The sequence below is a fragment of the Pseudoduganella guangdongensis genome (genome assembly GCF_009857475.1).
Taxonomy (GTDB): Bacteria; Pseudomonadota; Gammaproteobacteria; order Burkholderiales; family Burkholderiaceae_D; genus Rugamonas; species Rugamonas guangdongensis.
Genome location: NZ_WWCJ01000003.1, coordinates 222,903 through 237,865, shown reverse-complemented (window position 1 = coordinate 237,865; position 14,963 = coordinate 222,903). Strand labels below are relative to the sequence as shown.

11 protein-coding genes are annotated in these 14,963 nt (G+C 64.9%); 1 reads left to right on the top strand and 10 read right to left on the bottom strand.

The genetic code is table 11. From position 1 onward, the window contains the following. Window positions 1–166: 166 nt before the first annotated feature. Window positions 167–685, top strand: coding sequence for a DUF6622 family protein (locus GTP41_RS05370; protein ID WP_161024537.1), 519 nt, complete (start codon window positions 167–169; stop codon window positions 683–685). Here GTP41_RS05370 and truB read toward each other — a convergent pair. The 10 genes from truB to GTP41_RS05320 all read right to left on the bottom strand — a co-directional run bounded on the left by truB (window position 682) and on the right by GTP41_RS05320 (window position 14,958). Continuing rightward, window positions 682–1,614: a tRNA pseudouridine(55) synthase TruB gene (gene truB, locus GTP41_RS05365; protein ID WP_161024536.1), complete on the bottom strand. Its 933-nt coding sequence runs from the start codon at window positions 1,612–1,614 to the stop codon at window positions 682–684. The genes GTP41_RS05370 and truB overlap by 4 nt on opposite strands. Before the next feature lie 10 nt (window positions 1,615–1,624). Beyond that, entirely contained in the window at window positions 1,625–2,026 is a 402-nt protein-coding gene (gene rbfA, locus GTP41_RS05360; protein ID WP_161024535.1) for a 30S ribosome-binding factor RbfA, read from the bottom strand. Window positions 2,027–2,113: 87 nt separating this feature from the next. Then, on the bottom strand, window positions 2,114–4,993 hold the full coding sequence (gene infB, locus GTP41_RS05355; protein WP_161024534.1) for a translation initiation factor IF-2: 2,880 nt from the start codon (window positions 4,991–4,993) through the stop codon (window positions 2,114–2,116). Window positions 4,994–5,042: 49 nt separating this feature from the next. After that, on the bottom strand, window positions 5,043–6,608 hold the full coding sequence (gene nusA, locus GTP41_RS05350) for a transcription termination factor NusA (protein WP_161024533.1): 1,566 nt from the start codon (window positions 6,606–6,608) through the stop codon (window positions 5,043–5,045). After that, window positions 6,605–7,093, bottom strand: a complete 489-nt coding sequence (gene rimP, locus GTP41_RS05345) for a ribosome maturation factor RimP (RefSeq protein ID WP_161024532.1) — start codon at window positions 7,091–7,093, stop codon at window positions 6,605–6,607. The genes nusA and rimP overlap by 4 nt, the downstream gene beginning before the upstream one ends. Before the next feature lie 260 nt (window positions 7,094–7,353). Then, a complete protein-coding gene (rluB, locus tag GTP41_RS05340) occupies window positions 7,354–9,330 on the bottom strand; it encodes a 23S rRNA pseudouridine(2605) synthase RluB (protein ID WP_161024531.1) in 1,977 nt (658 codons plus the stop codon). Then, the gene (gene scpB, locus GTP41_RS05335) at window positions 9,317–10,051 is read right to left on the bottom strand and encodes an SMC-Scp complex subunit ScpB (protein WP_161024530.1); all 735 of its coding nucleotides are present in this window, start codon (window positions 10,049–10,051) and stop codon (window positions 9,317–9,319) included. The genes rluB and scpB overlap by 14 nt, the downstream gene beginning before the upstream one ends. Before the next feature lie 178 nt (window positions 10,052–10,229). Next, window positions 10,230–11,240 carry a glucokinase gene (locus tag GTP41_RS05330; RefSeq protein WP_161024529.1) on the bottom strand — a complete coding sequence of 337 codons (1,011 nt, stop codon included), beginning with the start codon at window positions 11,238–11,240 and terminating at the stop codon, window positions 10,230–10,232. Between the two features lie 248 nt (window positions 11,241–11,488). Further along, window positions 11,489–12,403: a VTT domain-containing protein gene (locus GTP41_RS05325; RefSeq protein WP_161024528.1), complete on the bottom strand. Its 915-nt coding sequence runs from the start codon at window positions 12,401–12,403 to the stop codon at window positions 11,489–11,491. A gap of 29 nt (window positions 12,404–12,432) precedes the next feature. After that, the gene (locus tag GTP41_RS05320) at window positions 12,433–14,958 is read right to left on the bottom strand and encodes an ATP-binding protein (protein ID WP_161024527.1); all 2,526 of its coding nucleotides are present in this window, start codon (window positions 14,956–14,958) and stop codon (window positions 12,433–12,435) included. Window positions 14,959–14,963 lie beyond the last annotated feature (5 nt).

Here is a 14,963-nt window from a genome sequence, read left to right as displayed (position 1 = left end):
CAACCAGTTCGGGGTCAGGTCTGACAATCGGACAGCCACAACGCACCTTTGATCTGGCTCAATACCCTTTCGCGCCGCCGTGGGCCGGTTTCGTCGCAACCCCATGGCCCAGCCTGCTGCCGTGCCGCATAGTCGCTGCATCGACACCCGCTACGGAGCGCACGAAATGCTGCAACAGATCCTGAACCACACGCCACACTACGTCTGGGCCATCCTGGCCTTCCTGGTCTATCGCGGGCTTGCCGCCAGCCGCGCGCGGGTGCTTGGCCTGCGTGCCGCGTTCGTCATGCCGGGGCTGATGCTGGCGTTGGGCTTGCACAGTGTCGCGGCCAACTTTGGCCTGCTGTCGCTGGCGGGGGCTGCGTGGCTGGCGGGTCTGGCGGCGGGAGCGGCGCTGGCGTGGCGCGGCGCTGGCGTGCATGCGCTGGCGTTGGACCGGGCGGCGCGGACGGTGCGGGTGCGCGGCAGTTGGGCGCCGCTAGTGCTGATGCTGTTGGTCTTTGCGGGGAAGTTCGCCTTTGCCGTGGCGCTGGCGGTGCAGCCAAGCCTGGGCGGCCAGCTGGCCTTCGCCTTGCCTGCTTGCGCAGCGTTTGGCGCGCTGGCCGGTGGCTTCATGGGGGTGCCATTGCGGCTGCTGGCTGCGCTATGCGCCGCGCCCGCAAGCGCAGCGCCGGCAGCTGTTTAGCCCTGGGCGCTGGCGACCAGGCGCTCCGGCGCCAGGATGGCGTATTCACCGAAAATACCGGTGCCAAGCAGGCGGCCGGTGTCGTCGTAAATACGCACGCGCCCTTCATACGGTGCGGGCACGGCGATTGATGGCTCCTTGCCCAGCGGCAGACGCTGGCCGTGCAGGAAGCGTTTGGCCAGCTCGGCGTTCAGCACGATGCGCGGGAAAGACGATAGCAGCGCGTCCACCGGCGCCAGCAGCTCGCGCGGTGCGGCGTGGGCGGCCAGGTCTTCCAGCGTGACCATCTTGTCGGTGGTCAGCGCACCGACTTGCGTGCGGCGCAGCGCGTTCAGGTGCGCGCCGCAGCCGAGCGCGGCGCCAATGTCTTCGCCCAGCACGCGGATATAGGTGCCTTTGCTGCAGGTGACTTCGATCTTCAGGAACGGTGCCTCGTAGGACACCAGTTCCAGCTTGTGGATCACCACGTCGCGCGCTTCGCGTTCCAGCGTGATGCCTTCGCGCGCATATTCATACAGCGGCTTGCCGTCGCGCTTGAGCGCGGAGTACATCGGCGGCACTTGCTTGATCGGGCCGCGGAAGCGGGCCAGCACGGCTTCGATCTCGGCCTGGGTGGCATTCACGGCGCGCGTTTCCAGCACCTGGCCTTCGGTGTCGCCGGTGTCGGTGCGCTGGCCCAGGTGCACGGTGGCGAGGTAGGTCTTGTCGGCTTCCAGCAGGTCTTGCGAGAACTTGGTCGCTTCGCCGAAGCACAGCGGCAGCAGGCCAGTGGCGAACGGGTCGAGCGTGCCGGTGTGGCCCGCCTTTTTCGCGTTCATGAAGCGCTTGGCCTTGATCAGGGCGTCGTTGCTGGACAGGCCAACCGGCTTATCGAGCAGCAGCACGCCGTCCACGGCATCGCGCACGCGCTTTACACTTACTGAAGTCATACTGCGTCGGTCACTCTTCTTCTTTGTTCTCGTCGAAATCGGCGGCGCGGCTGGCATTGGCCTTGTCGATCAGGGCGGACATCGCCATGCCGCGCGAGGCCGACATGTCGTGCACGAAGTGCAGCTGCGGCAGCGTGTGGATGTGCAGGCGCTTGCCCAGCATATTGCGCAGGTAGCCGGCGGCGGCGCTCAGGCCGGCCAGCACGTTCTTGATCGATTCCGGGTCGTCCTTCAAGGTAGTGAAGAACACCTTGGCGTGGGCGTAGTCGGGGGTCAGCTGCACTTCGGACAGCGTGATCATGCCGACGCGCGGGTCTTTCAGTTCGAAGGCGATCAGCTCGGACAGGTCCTTCTGGATTTGATCCGCCACGCGCACGCCGCGCTGGGGAATGGATTTGCTATGTTTGGCCATAATGCGTGGTCCTAAAAATGAAGACGGGCGCCTGGCCTCGCCGAAGCGAGGCGGGAGGCACCCGCCGTGTTTCGCGCCGTCCTGCTGTTACAGGGTACGGGCGACTTCCTGCACTTCGAATACTTCGAGTACATCGCCAACGACGATGTCGTTGTAGCCCTTCAGGTTCAGACCGCACTCCAGACCGGCGCGCACTTCTTTCGCGTCGTCCTTGAAGCGCTTGAGCGAGTCGATCTCGCCAGTCCACACCACGATATTGTTGCGCAGCAGGCGGACCGAGGAGGAACGCTTGACCACACCGTCGGTAACCAGACAGCCCGCAATCGCGCCAACCTTGGACACCAGGATGACCTGGCGAATCTCGACCTGGCCGGTAACGTGTTCGCGCTTCTCCGGCGCCAGCATGCCCGACAGCGCCGCTTTGACCTCTTCGATCGCATCGTAAATGATGTTGTAGTAGCGGATGTCGACGCCGTTGGTCTCGGCCAGCTTGCGCGCCTGTGCATCGGCACGGGCGTTGAAGCCGATGATGACCGCCTTGGAAGCGGTCGCCAGGTTGACGTCCGATTCCGAGATGCCGCCCACCGCCGCGTGCACGATCTGCACCCGCACTTCGGAGGTCGACAGTTTCTGCAGCGAGCCAACCAGCGCTTCCTGCGAACCTTGCACGTCGGTCTTGATGATCAGCGGCAGGTTCTTCACCTCGCCCTCGGCCATCTGGTCGAACATGTTTTCCAGCTTCGCCGCCTGCTGCTTGGCCAGTTTCACGTCGCGGAACTTACCTTGACGGAACAGGCCGATCTCGCGGGCTTTACGCTCGTCCGCCATGACCATGGCTTCTTCGCCAGCGGCCGGGACTTCGGTCAGGCCCTGGATTTCAACCGGGATCGACGGGCCGGCTTCGGCAATCGACTTGCCGTTTTCGTCCAGCATCGCACGCACACGGCCGAAGGAGGAGCCTGCCAGCACGACGTCGCCGCGCTTCAGGGTACCCGACTGCACCAGGATGGTGGCCACAGGACCACGGCCCTTGTCCAGGCGCGCTTCCACCACCAGGCCGCGCGCAGGCGCTTCGACCGGGGCTTTCAGTTCCAGCACTTCGGCTTGCAGCAGCACTTGCTCCAGCAGGTCGTCGATGCCCTGGCCGGTTTTCGCCGACACCGGCACGAATGGCGAATCGCCACCGTATTCTTCCGGCACCACTTGCTCGGCCACCAGTTCCTGGGTCACGCGGTCAACGTTGCCGCCTGGTTTGTCGATCTTGTTGATCGCCACCACCAGCGGCACGCCGGCTGCTTTGGCGTGGGCAATCGCTTCCTTCGTTTGCGGCATCACGCCGTCGTCGGCAGCCACCACCAGAATAACGATGTCGGTTGCTTTCGCGCCGCGGGCACGCATTGCCGTGAAGGCCTCGTGACCCGGGGTGTCCAGGAAGGTGATGGTGCCGCGCGGGGTGTCCACGTGGTACGCACCGATGTGCTGGGTAATGCCGCCGGCTTCGCCCGACGCTACCTTGGCGCGGCGGATGTAGTCCAGCAGGGAGGTTTTACCGTGGTCGACGTGGCCCATCACGGTCACCACTGGTGCGCGCGGGGTTGCTTCGTACTCGGCGTGTTCGCCCTGGTCGGCCAGCAGTGCTTCCGGATCATCTTCAGCGGCAGCGAAGGCTTTGTGGCCCATCTCTTCCACCACGATCATCGCGGTTTCCTGGTCCAGCACCTGGTTGATGGTGCACATCTGGCCCAGCTTCATCAGCTGCTTAATGACTTCGGATGCCTTGACCGCCATCTTGTGCGCCAGTTCGGCTACGGTGATGGTTTCCGGCACGTGCACGTCATGGATGATCGCTTCGGTCGGCTGCTGGAAGTTGGTTTCACGGTCGTCATGATGACCACCGCGACGGCCACCCTTGCCGCCTGCGCGCCAGCCGTCACGGCTGCCCGCGCCGCCGCCGGCATTGCCGCGGCCCTTGCCTGCGCCACCGCCAGGAGCGCCACGGCGCTTGGCGTCGTCGTTCCAGGTCGATGCCACGTTGGCCGATTTGATCGATTTCTTGTCGCCCGGCTTGGCATTCTTGTCGGCCGCCGGTGCAGCGGCACCAGCCGCCGGCTTCTTGTCCGCTGGCTTGTGCAGGGTGCCTTCCGCGACTTTCGGCTTGGCCACCACTGGGGCCGGCTCAGGCGCCTTCATCACGCGGCGCGGCTGGCTCATCATCAGCTTGATCTGGGCCACTTCGTCGGCCACGGCCTTGCGCGCACGCTCGGTCGCTTCGGCGCGCTCGGCGGCTTCCTTGGCGGCAGCTTCGTGCTTGCGCTTGGATTCTTCCGCGTCGGCCAGGCGTTTCTTTTCTTCTTCGTCGACGGCAGCCTTCTGGGCGGCGCCGGCGGCCGCAGCGGCGGCAGCCTTCTCAGCGGCGGCCTTGTCGGCGGCGGCTTTCTTGGCCTGCTCTTCGGCTACGCGCTTGGCTTCCTCTTCCGCGGCTTTGGCTTGGGCAGCCTTTTCCTCGTCCAGCTTGGCCAGGCGCTCCTGCTTTTCTTTCAGCTCCGCTTCCTGGCGCGCAATCAGCTCGGCCTGACGGCGTGCTTCTTCATCGCGGCGCGCTTGTTCAGCGGCGTCGATCACCGGCGCGGCCGGCTTGGCGGCGGCGGTGGTCACCACGTCGTCGCGCTGGACGAAGGTGCGCTTCTTGCGCACTTCGACCTGGATAGTGCGGGCCTTGCCGGAGGCGTCGGCCTGCTTGATCTCCGTGGTCTCTTTACGAGTCAGGGTGATCTTTTTCTTCTCGCCCGGCTCGGAGGCTGCACCGTGGGTACGGCGCAGGTGCTCCAGCAGCTTGTCCTTATCATCCTTTGACAATGGATCTGACGCCGAACTCTTTTCGACGCCAGCAGACTTCAGCTGCGACAGCAGCAAATCTGCAGGCATCTTCAGTTCGGTGGCAAATTGGGCTACGTTGTTACTCGCCATTCAGTCCTCTTTTCTATGTGTCTCGGTGATAAATAAAGCTGCTACTTGATTAGGCCTTGGCGGCTTCGGACGACGCCCACGCCTTGGCTTGCAGCGCCTTGGCACGATCATCGTACTTACCGTCGACCAGCTTCATTTCATCGTCGGTCACATTCTCAAACTCATTCGAAATCAATTCACGCGCGCGGTCGCTCGACAGCGCCAGGATGGCGCCGAACTCGTCATAGGCCAGACCGGCAAATTGCGCCAGCGTCTTGATGCCTGCCAGGCCCAGCTTGCCCGCGGTGATGCGGTCCATGCCTTCCAGGCCAACCAGCGTTTCTTCCATGCCTTCCAGGCCTTCTTCCGAAGCGATCGCCTCGGTTACCAGGGCGTCGCGGGCACGGGTACGCAGTTCGTTGACGGTGTCTTCGTCGAACGCTTCGATGTCCAGCATCTCGGAGATCGGCACGTAAGCGATTTCTTCCAGGCTGCTGAAGCCTTCTTCCACGAGGATGTCGGCCACTTCCTGGTCCACATCCAGTTTTTCCATGAACAGCGCGCGCACTGCCGCGGTTTCGGTCGCCAGCTTGTCGGCCGATTCTTCCGCCGTCATGATGTTGATCTTCCAGCCGGTCAGCTCGGAAGCCAGGCGCACGTTCTGGCCGGAGCGGCCGATCGCGATTGCCAGGTTTTCCTCGTCCACCACCACGTCCATGGCGTGCTTGTCTTCGTCCACCATGATCGAGGACACGTTGGCCGGAGCCAGCGCGCCGATCACGAATTGCGCCGGGTCTTCCGACCACAGCACGATGTCGACGCGTTCGCCGCCCAGTTCACCGGTCACGGCCTGCACGCGCGAACCGCGCATGCCGACGCAGGTACCGATCGGGTCGATGCGCTTGTCGTTGGTGTGCACGGCGATCTTGGCGCGTACGCCGGCATCGCGTGCAGCGGATTTAATCTCCAGCATGCCTTGTTCGATCTCTGGCACTTCCAGTTCGAACAGCTTCATGATGAATTCCGGCGCGGTGCGCGACAGGATCACTTGCGGGCCGCGCATATTGCGGTCGACGCGCAGGATGAAAGCGCGCACGCGGTCGCCGATACGCAGGTTCTCTTTCGGGATCATCTGGTCGCGTGGCAGGCGGGCTTCGATCTTGCCCGATTCGACGATCGCATCGCCGCGTTCCATACGCTTGATGGTACCGGTCACCAGCGCGTCGCCGCGCTCCAGGAAGTCTTGCAGGATCTGTTCGCGCTCGGCATCGCGCACGCGCTGCAGCACCACTTGCTTGGTGTCCTGAGCGAAGCGGCGGCCGAATTCCACGGACTCGATCGGTTCTTCAATGTACTCGTCGACTTCGATGTCGGCGATCTGCTCTTTTGCTTCGAACAGCAGCACTTCCTGGTCTGGCAGCTGCAGGCCGGCTTCGTCAGGCACCACGTGCCAACGACGGAAGGACTCGAACTCGCCGCTTTCACGGTCGATCGAGACGCGGATATCCACTTCGCCTTCGTAGCGCTTCTTCGTGGCTTGCGCCAGTGCGAACTCGAGCGCGCCGAACACGACTTCCTTATCGACGTTCTTTTCGCGCGCCAGCGCATCAACCAATAACAATACTTCGCGACTCATGCTTTGCGGCTCCCAAAATTCACCTGCGGCACCAAACGTGCCTTATCAATGTCCGCGAGCGTGAAATTCAGCACCGCCGGACCTTCTTTACCTTCAAATTCAATACCCAGTTGATCGCCTTCAGGCACCGTCAGCACGCCCTCGTAGGACTTGCGGTTGGCAGTGCCGGGAATGGCCATGCGCAGCTTGACGATGGCTTCGCAGCCGGCAAAACGGACGAAATCGCTGAACTTGCGCAGCGGACGGTCCAGGCCGGGCGACGAAATTTCGAGGCGTTCGTAAGGAACGTTCTCGACCGTCAGCACGTGCGACAGCTGATGGCTGACAGTGGCGCAGTCTTCCACCGTGATCGGGCCTTTTTCGTCTGCTTCTTCCGCCGTGAAATCGATATAGACGCGCAGCAGGCCACGTTCGGCACGCTCGAAGTCGACCAGGTCGTAGCCGAGGCCAGCGACGGTTTTCTCAATCAATTCAGGCAGTTGCAAAGAAAATCTCCAGATACTTAAAACGGTTCAACCAAAAAAAAATGGGCAACTGCCCATCTTTCGTTACTGCAGCCAGATGAAAGTCACGAAGAACTTTAACTAGGCTGCTCATTATAGCGTGTTCTTGATTTCGCTGCAATGCCACATACCACATTGGACACGGGTGTAACAATAGTATTGGGCTTAAATCCAACAACCGGAAAACCAGGAAACCAGGGGCCGCCCCTCAGGGCCGCACCCGGGTTTTCCGGGTTCCCGGCTTAGCCTTTACGGCGGCGCGGCATGCCATGGTCGGACGCGCCGCCGCGCGGCTGGTGGCCGCCACGGCGCTGCTGGCCCTGGCCATGGCCGCTGCCCGCAAAGCCAAACGTGGTCATCAGCGGATCCGGCTGGCGCGGGCCGCCCTGGCCTTTGCCCTTGCCCTTGCCCTTGCCTTTGCCCGCGCCAGCATTGCCACGGCCATGGCCGCCCGCCTGCTGGTCGCTAAAGCCGGCACCGCCGCCATGGCGCGCCGCACCAAAGAACGCGCCCTGGCCCTGCCCCTGGCCGCCACGGCCGCCGCGCGGCGCCTGCGGGAATGGATCGGCATTCTTATTGCTCACATCCATACGGTTGCCGTTCGGCTCGCGCTCGCGTTCACGCTGGCCGCCCTGCGGCTTCTTGCCGTCGACCGCGCCGGCGCCGCCTTCTTTCTTGAAGCCGACCGCCGCCAACAGGTCGCGCACGGTGTTCTCTTCCATTTCTTCCCAACGGCCGCGCTTCAGGTTGCTTGGCAGGGTCAGCGCACCGTAACGGGTACGGATCAGGCGCGACACGGTCAGGCCGATCGCCTCGAACATGCGGCGCACCTCGCGGTTGCGGCCCTCGCCGATCACCACGCGGTACCACTTGTTCACGCCTTCGCCGCCGCCGTCGGCGATCTTGGAGAACTGCGCCATGCCGTCTTCCAGCTCAACGCCGGCCAGCAGCTTCTGGCGCATGCCCTCTTCCAGCTCGCCCAGGGTACGCACCGCGTACTCGCGGTCGATGTTGTAGCGCGGGTGCATCAGGCGGTTCGCCAGGTCACCGGACGTCGTAAACAGCAGCAGGCCTTCGGTATTGAAGTCCAGGCGGCCCACGGCCAGCCATTTGCCGGTCTTCATGGTCGGCAGGCGGTCGAACACCGATGGGCGGCCGTCCGGATCGTCGTGCGACACGATTTCGCCCGCCGGCTTGTGGTAGACCAGCACGCGCGGCGGCTTCTTGGACACCTTGCGCTGCACCAGCTTGCCATTGATGCGCACCGCATCGGTCGGCAGGATGCGCTGGCCGATGTGGGCCGGCTCGCCATTCACCGACACGCGGCCGGCGATGATCAGTTCTTCCATATCGCGGCGCGAACCCATGCCCGCCTCCGCCAGCACCTTGTGCAGCTTCGGCGCATCGTCGTCCGCCGTCAGGTCGCGGCGCGCCTTGACCGGCTTGCCAGAACCGCCTTCCTCGCGGTCGAACGCATCCGAGGTCACGAAGGAGAACACGGCGTCGGCGTCGGAGGCCTTGTCCTTGGCCTTCATCTTGTAGCCGAAGGCGCCGGCCACGCGCGGCTTCTGGCCCTGGCCGCCCTTGCCCTGGCCGCCGGCCTGGGCACCCTCGCCGCCCTGCGCGCCCTGGCCTTCGCCATGCGCCGGCTTACCGTGCTTGCCCTTCTTGCCTTTGTGCTTGCCATGCTTGTCGTGGCGCTTCTCCGCCGGCACAGCGGCTGGCCATGGGCTGCCGCCTTCGGCCGCACCCTCGGCGGCCGCCGGCGCGTCGCCGCCCGCCTCTTCCGCTACCGCCTTCTCCGCCTGGCGCAGTGCGCGCTGTTCGCGCATCTGGCGCGGGCCGCGCGGCGCACGGCCACGCTCCTTACCCTGACCCTCGGCGGATTCAGCGCCGGCAGCCGCCGATGCCGATGCCGGCGCCGAAACGGCGACCGGCGCCGCTTCCGCAGCCAGCACTTCCGCCACCGCGGCAGCCTTTTTAGCGCGCGCCTTCTTGGCAGGCGTCGCTTCGGCACTCACCGCCGGCTGCTCGCCGGCTGGAGCTTCCGCCGCCACAGCGGCTTTGGTACGGCGCTTCGGCTTCGCCTCGACGCCCGCCGCCTCGGCGGCAGCCTTGTCGGCTTCGATCTGCGCTTTGGTACGGCGTTTAGGCTTGGCTGGTGCGGCGTCGGCGGTTGCCGGGACGCCGGTCTCTGGGGTGTTATCAGGGTTGTTCATTATTCGTTTCTGCTAAGGGCTCGACGTTATCGGGCGCCGGGTCGTCAATTACCGACGGCGCCTCAACCGGCGTCGCCTCATTCTCTTCTTCTATTGCTTGTGCTTCCTGCGCCGCCTTCTCGAAATTCTCCGTCAGGCGCGCCTCCAGTACTTCCAGCGGATTCTCGTTTTGCGTATCGCTAATCTGCTGCAAGGGCGGCAGTTGCGACAAGGACTCCAGTCCCAGGTCATCCAGGAACTGCTTGGTGGTGCCCAGCAAAGCCGGCCGCCCCAAAACATCGCGGTAGCCGACCGTATCGACCCAGCCGCGGTCTTCCAGCATCTTGATCGTCTGCGAGTTCACCGCCACGCCGCGGATTTCCTCGATATCGCCGCGGGTGACCGGCTGGCGATACGCGATGATGGCCAGCGTTTCCAGCGTGGCCCGCGAGTATTTCTGCGGCTTTTCCGGATTCAGGCGATCCAGGTAGAGCTTCATTTCGGGCCGGCTCTGGAAGCGCCAGCCACTCGACAGGCTGACCACTTCAATGCCGCGCCCCTGCCATTCCAGGCGCAATTCTTCCAACAATTCCTTGATCGTATCGCCGCCGACACCCACGCCGAGCGGATTGCCCTGGTCGTCGGTTTCGACGTACAGCTTTTTCAGGCTGTGGATCGATAAGGGTTCGCGAGCGCATAGCAGCGCGGTTTCGAGGACTTTCTTAGCCTCTACAGTATCCATACTCTACAAGTTGGTTAACTATGCAAGAAGATGCGCCGGACCGCTGCGCGCCGGGGCGAGAGTCTCAGGTGGAGAGCGTTTTCGGGGCGAAAACAAGGCAGGCGACAGGCGCCGCTTCATCCAACTCAGGCAATTGTACCTGATAAAACTGCGGAGAAGTGTAAAAGCCTGTATTCGCTCAGGCGGCGAGCTTTTCCGCCAGGATTGCGGAAACGCCAACGAAAGCCGGGTATTCGGCGGTAATCACATAGGTCGGGATCGCCGCCAGGTAGTCATGGAACCGGCCCTTTTCCTCGAAGCGCGCGCGGAAACCGGAACGGTCGAAGCGCTCGCCCAGACGCGGCACGATGCCGCCGCCTATATAAATACCCCCGGTCGCGCCCAGGGTCACGCCCAGGTTGCCGGCGATGGTGCCGAGCATGGTGCAGAAATGCTCGATCACCTCATCGCACAGTGGGCACTCACCTTCCAGCGCCCGGCGCGCAATCTCGGGCGCGGACAGGGCCGGCTCACGCGCACCACGCCCCGCGGCCAGCGCGCGGTAAATCAGTTCGATGCCCACGCCCGACAACAGGCGCTCGGCCGACACGTGCTGGAATTCGGTCCAGGCGTACTGCAGGATCGCCACCTCTGCCGCATTCATGGGCGGGAAGCTGACGTGGCCGCCCTCGCTCAGCAGCGCAGTCCAGCCCGCCGCCGACGGGATCAGGCCCGACACGCCCAGGCCGGTGCCGGCCCCGATCAGGCCCAGCGGCGCGCCCGCCTGCGCCGCGCCGCCACCGACCTGGCGCTTCTGGTCGTCCGCCAGCAGCGGCAGCGAGCGCGCCAGCGCGGTGAAGTCATTTGCCACCACCAGCACCTCGAAGCCAACCGCCAGGCGCAGCGCCTCGATCGAGAATTCCCAGTGGTGGTTGGTCATTTTCACGAAATCGCCGTTGACCGGATTGGCAATCGCAATCGCGCCATGGCGGATGCCCGGGCCCGCCACCGCCGCCACATCGGGCAGGGCCAGGTAGGCCTTCAAGGCAGCGGCCAGGGTCGGATAGGCGGCGCAGGCCAGCACATGAATATGAGCAATCGCGCCGCCAGCCAATTCCAGCGCAAAGCGCGCATTGGTACCGCCCACATCGGCCAGCAGGCGCGGGCTTGGGGTAGCGGTTGGCGATGCAGTGTGGGTCGGGAAGGTCATGGGCGCAAACGGTTAGGTGGAAGCCTAATCCTAAGGGATTAATTAGCCGAAGCGCAAGGATTTCTTTGTAGTTTGGGTACAGAAACCAGCTAACTTAGCTTCAAATACTACATTGCGGGATGTTGCGGCGGTAGTATAACTACGTGAAATTCGGGGTCAGGTCTGACAATCGGACATCGGATAGGAGTATGGCGCAACCGGGCTCGACTGCCTCGGCTGCCAAATGTCCGATTGACCGACCTGCCCCTCTATTGGCGGAAGGCGTTGTTCCAGGCGTCGAGGCCGCCGTGCAGGGGTTTGGCGCGTTTGTAGCCGTGGGCGTGCAGCTGTTTGGCAAGCTTGGCGGCGGTGACGTCGTTGGGGCAGCTGCAGTAGACGATGATGTGGCGGTCTTTCGGGAGGGCTTTGATTACAGCCAGGGGGTCGGGGCCGGCGAGCAAGGCGCCGGGTACCGGGGCTTCCAGTTGCTGGGCGGTGGCGCTGCGGGCGTCGACCAGCACGGGATCGTGACCGCCCTCCAGCAGCTCTTTCAGCTCTTCGATGCTGATGCGTTCGGTCTGCATGGCTTTCTGGAAGCGGCGGCGCTCGATGAACTTGGCCGCGACGAACAGGCCCAGCAGCACGCCGAGCACCGTCAGCGCGGTGGAACCCATGGTCGAGAGCACATCCAATACCTTGTCGACGTCGGCGTGGAAATAGGCGCCGATCGCCAGCCCGGTAGCGCTCCACAGCAGGCCGCCCAGCAGGCTGAAGGTGAGGAAGGTCGGGATGCCGGTGCCCAGCGCGCCCGCCATCGGCGGCGCGATGGTGTTGAAGCCGGGGATGAACTTGGCCACCACCATCGACTTCGGGCCCCATTTGCGGAACGTGTCTTCGGTCTGGCTGACGCAGTAGTCGGGCGAGAGCGAGATCTTGCACAGGAGCTTGAGGATGCGCTTGCCGTAATGGCGGCCGGCGCGGAACCAGAACACGTCGCTGATCAGGCAGGCGGCCATGGCCACCGCCAGCACGACCGGGAACGGGGTGCCGCCATCGGCTGCCAGAGCGCCGGCGACGATCAGGATGGGATACGCGGGAATTGGCAACCCCATCTGCTCGACCAGCACCACGGCAAAGACGATCAGGACACCATACTGCTGAAGAAGGGTAATCAGGTTAGCCATAATCCGCCTATGTTAGCGTAAAACTTCACTTATGGCAGTGCCCCTTCCGCCTCCTCCAGCATCTGGCACAGCTCGCGGTAAGCGTGGCGGCCCACCATGTGCTCGATGGCGGCCGCCAGTTCGGGCCGGCTGGCGCGGCAGCCGCCCAATGCGCCTTCGATGCGTGCCGGGTTCAGCTCCTGCAGCGCGGCGTGCAGCTCGCTGCGCAAGGCCGCCGGCAGCTGCGCCAGGGTGGCGGCGTTCAGCGCGGGCTGGGCCGGGACTGCCATGGCGGGCGCCGGCGGCGCGGTGTATTCCACATCGAGCTGCTGCGCCAGCACGCGGAACAGCTTGTCCTGCTCCACCGGCTTGCGCAGGAAATCGTCGGCGCCGGCGGCCAGCGCCTGCTGCCGTTCCTCCTCAAAGGCGGAGGCGGTCAGCATCACCACGCGCGGCTGCGCCAGACTGGGGTCGGCGCGCAGGCGGCGCGTGGTTTGCAGGCCGTCCAGCACGGGCATGCGCCAGTCCAGCAGCACCAGCTCCGGCTGCTGGCGGGCGATCGCGTCCAGCGCCTCCGCGCCGTCCGAAGCTTCCAGCACCTCAAAGCCGGCCGGCACCAGCAGGCTGCGCAACAGGTGACGTCCATCCACACCGTCGTCCACCACCAGCACGCGGCGGCCCTGGTGTGCGGGCGTCAGTTGCGGCAGGCTGGCCAGCGGCGCCACGTCCAGCACCGCGTCGGCCGCTTCCGCCTCCAGCGTGAACCGGAAGGTCGAGCCCTGCCCCGGCACCGACTCCACTTCCAGCTCGCCGCCCATGATGCGCACGTACTGGCGCGAGATCGCCAGCCCCAGGCCGGTGCCTTCGCTGGCGCCGGCCTGGGGTCCTTGCACGAAGGGCTCGAAGATGCGCTGCTGTTCCTCGGGCGCGATGCCGATGCCGGTATCGCGCACGGCAAACGCCAGGCCATGGCGGCCGCCCGCCAGGGCTGTGGCGCGCAGGGACAGCTGCACGCTGCCGCTGCGCACAAACTTGAGCGCGTTGGAAGCCAGGTTGAGCAGCACCTGGCGCAGCTTGGCGCCGTCCAGCAGCAAGGCGCGCGGCAGCGGGTCGCAGGTGAGCAGCAAGGCGATACCGCCCTGCGTCGCGCGCGTGCTGACCATATCGCACACATCGCTCAGCAGCTGCGCCACGTCGACCGCCTCGCGGTGCACGCTGACGCCGCCCGCCTCGATCTTGGACAGTTCCAGGATATCGTTGATCAGCGTGAGCAGGTGCTGGCCGGAGCGGTGGATGATGGCCATATTGCGCTTTTCGTCCGGCGCCATGGTGGTCGAATGGGCCATCAGGCGCGAGAAACCGATCACGGAATTGAGCGGCGTGCGCAGCTCGTGGCTCATGGTGGACAGGAACACGCTCTTGGCGCGGCTGGCCGCCTGCGCCTCGGTCACCGCCACCGACAAGGCGGCGGTGCGCTCGGCCACCAGTTCCTCCAGGTGGCTGCGGTGGCGCCGCAATTCCTGCTCGCTCTCGGTGGCCTCGGTGACATCCAGGCTCACCCCCACCAGCCGCACCACTTTGCCCTCCGGGTCGCGGAAGGAGCGCGCCATCGAACGCAGGTAGCGGATCGAACCGTCGCCGCGGCGCACCCGGTACTGCAGCGAGAATTCGTGCTCGCCGCGCAAGGCGGCCGTCACTTCGGCGCGCGCGCGCTCGCGGTCGTCCGGCACCACGCGGTCCAGCCAGGCCTTGAAGTTGCCGCCGCCCAGCCGCGTGGCCAGGCCGTACTGGCGCAGGATTTCATCGTCCTGCACCAGCTCATCATGCACCACGTCCCAGTCCCAGATACCGATGCGCGCCGCGCGCGTGGCAATCGTCAGGCGCTCCTCGCTTTCGCGCAGGGCGCGGTAGCGGCTGTCGAGCAGGGCCCACATCTTGTGAATCGATTCATTCAGCACGCGCAGCTCGCCGAAGAACCAGGCGCGCTGCGGCTGCTGGCCGTCCACATACTGGCCGATGGCGCGCAGCGGGCGCAGGATCAGGAACCAGAGCAGCCCGTACACGCTGGCCACCAGCACCGCCGCCAGCGCCAGGATGGCGATGGCATTGGTGCGCTGGTGGCGCCGCAGTTCTGCCTGCACGTGGGCCGGCGAGGCGAATACCTTGAGGGTGGCGATGCGGGCGCCTTCGGCCATGATCGGGCGCTGCGCCACCAGCATGTCGGGCGCGGTGCGCAGCGGCTGGCCGATTTCCAGCTTGTCGCCGGCGCCGCGCTGCACCACGAACTCGCGCTTGGCGCCGGTGCCGTAGATGACAATGGCATGCAGGTCGCGCTGGTTCATGCTGGCGCGCATGATGGATTCGACCTGGTTGTCGTCGAAGTTCCAGGCGGCCAGCGACACGCCCAGCGCCAGCTGGTCGGCACTGACATTCAATACCCGCTCCAGCTCCTGCCAGCGCTTATCGTGCTCGGAAGAGTGCGAGTAGGCGGCAAACACCAGCAGCACGGCGGTGACGATGGCCGTCAACGCCACACTGGCCAATAGTGCGATGGAGGCAACCTTATTCGAACGCAAAGACC

Bases quoted from the DNA above. Each gene is read 5' to 3' on its own strand.
- GTP41_RS05370 (WP_161024537.1), top strand. From the start codon at position 167: ATGCTGCAACAGATCCTGAACCACACGCCACACTACGTCTGGGCCATC.
- truB (WP_161024536.1), bottom strand. From the start codon at position 1,614: ATGACTTCAGTAAGTGTAAAGCGCGTGCGCGATGCCGTGGACGGCGTG.
- rbfA (WP_161024535.1), bottom strand. From the start codon at position 2,026: ATGGCCAAACATAGCAAATCCATTCCCCAGCGCGGCGTGCGCGTGGCG.
- infB (WP_161024534.1), bottom strand. From the start codon at position 4,993: ATGGCGAGTAACAACGTAGCCCAATTTGCCACCGAACTGAAGATGCCT.
- nusA (WP_161024533.1), bottom strand. From the start codon at position 6,608: ATGAGTCGCGAAGTATTGTTATTGGTTGATGCGCTGGCGCGCGAAAAG.
- rluB (WP_161024531.1), bottom strand. From the start codon at position 9,330: ATGAACAACCCTGATAACACCCCAGAGACCGGCGTCCCGGCAACCGCC.
- scpB (WP_161024530.1), bottom strand. From the start codon at position 10,051: ATGGATACTGTAGAGGCTAAGAAAGTCCTCGAAACCGCGCTGCTATGC.
- GTP41_RS05330 (WP_161024529.1), bottom strand. From the start codon at position 11,240: ATGACCTTCCCGACCCACACTGCATCGCCAACCGCTACCCCAAGCCCG.
- GTP41_RS05325 (WP_161024528.1), bottom strand. From the start codon at position 12,403: ATGGCTAACCTGATTACCCTTCTTCAGCAGTATGGTGTCCTGATCGTC.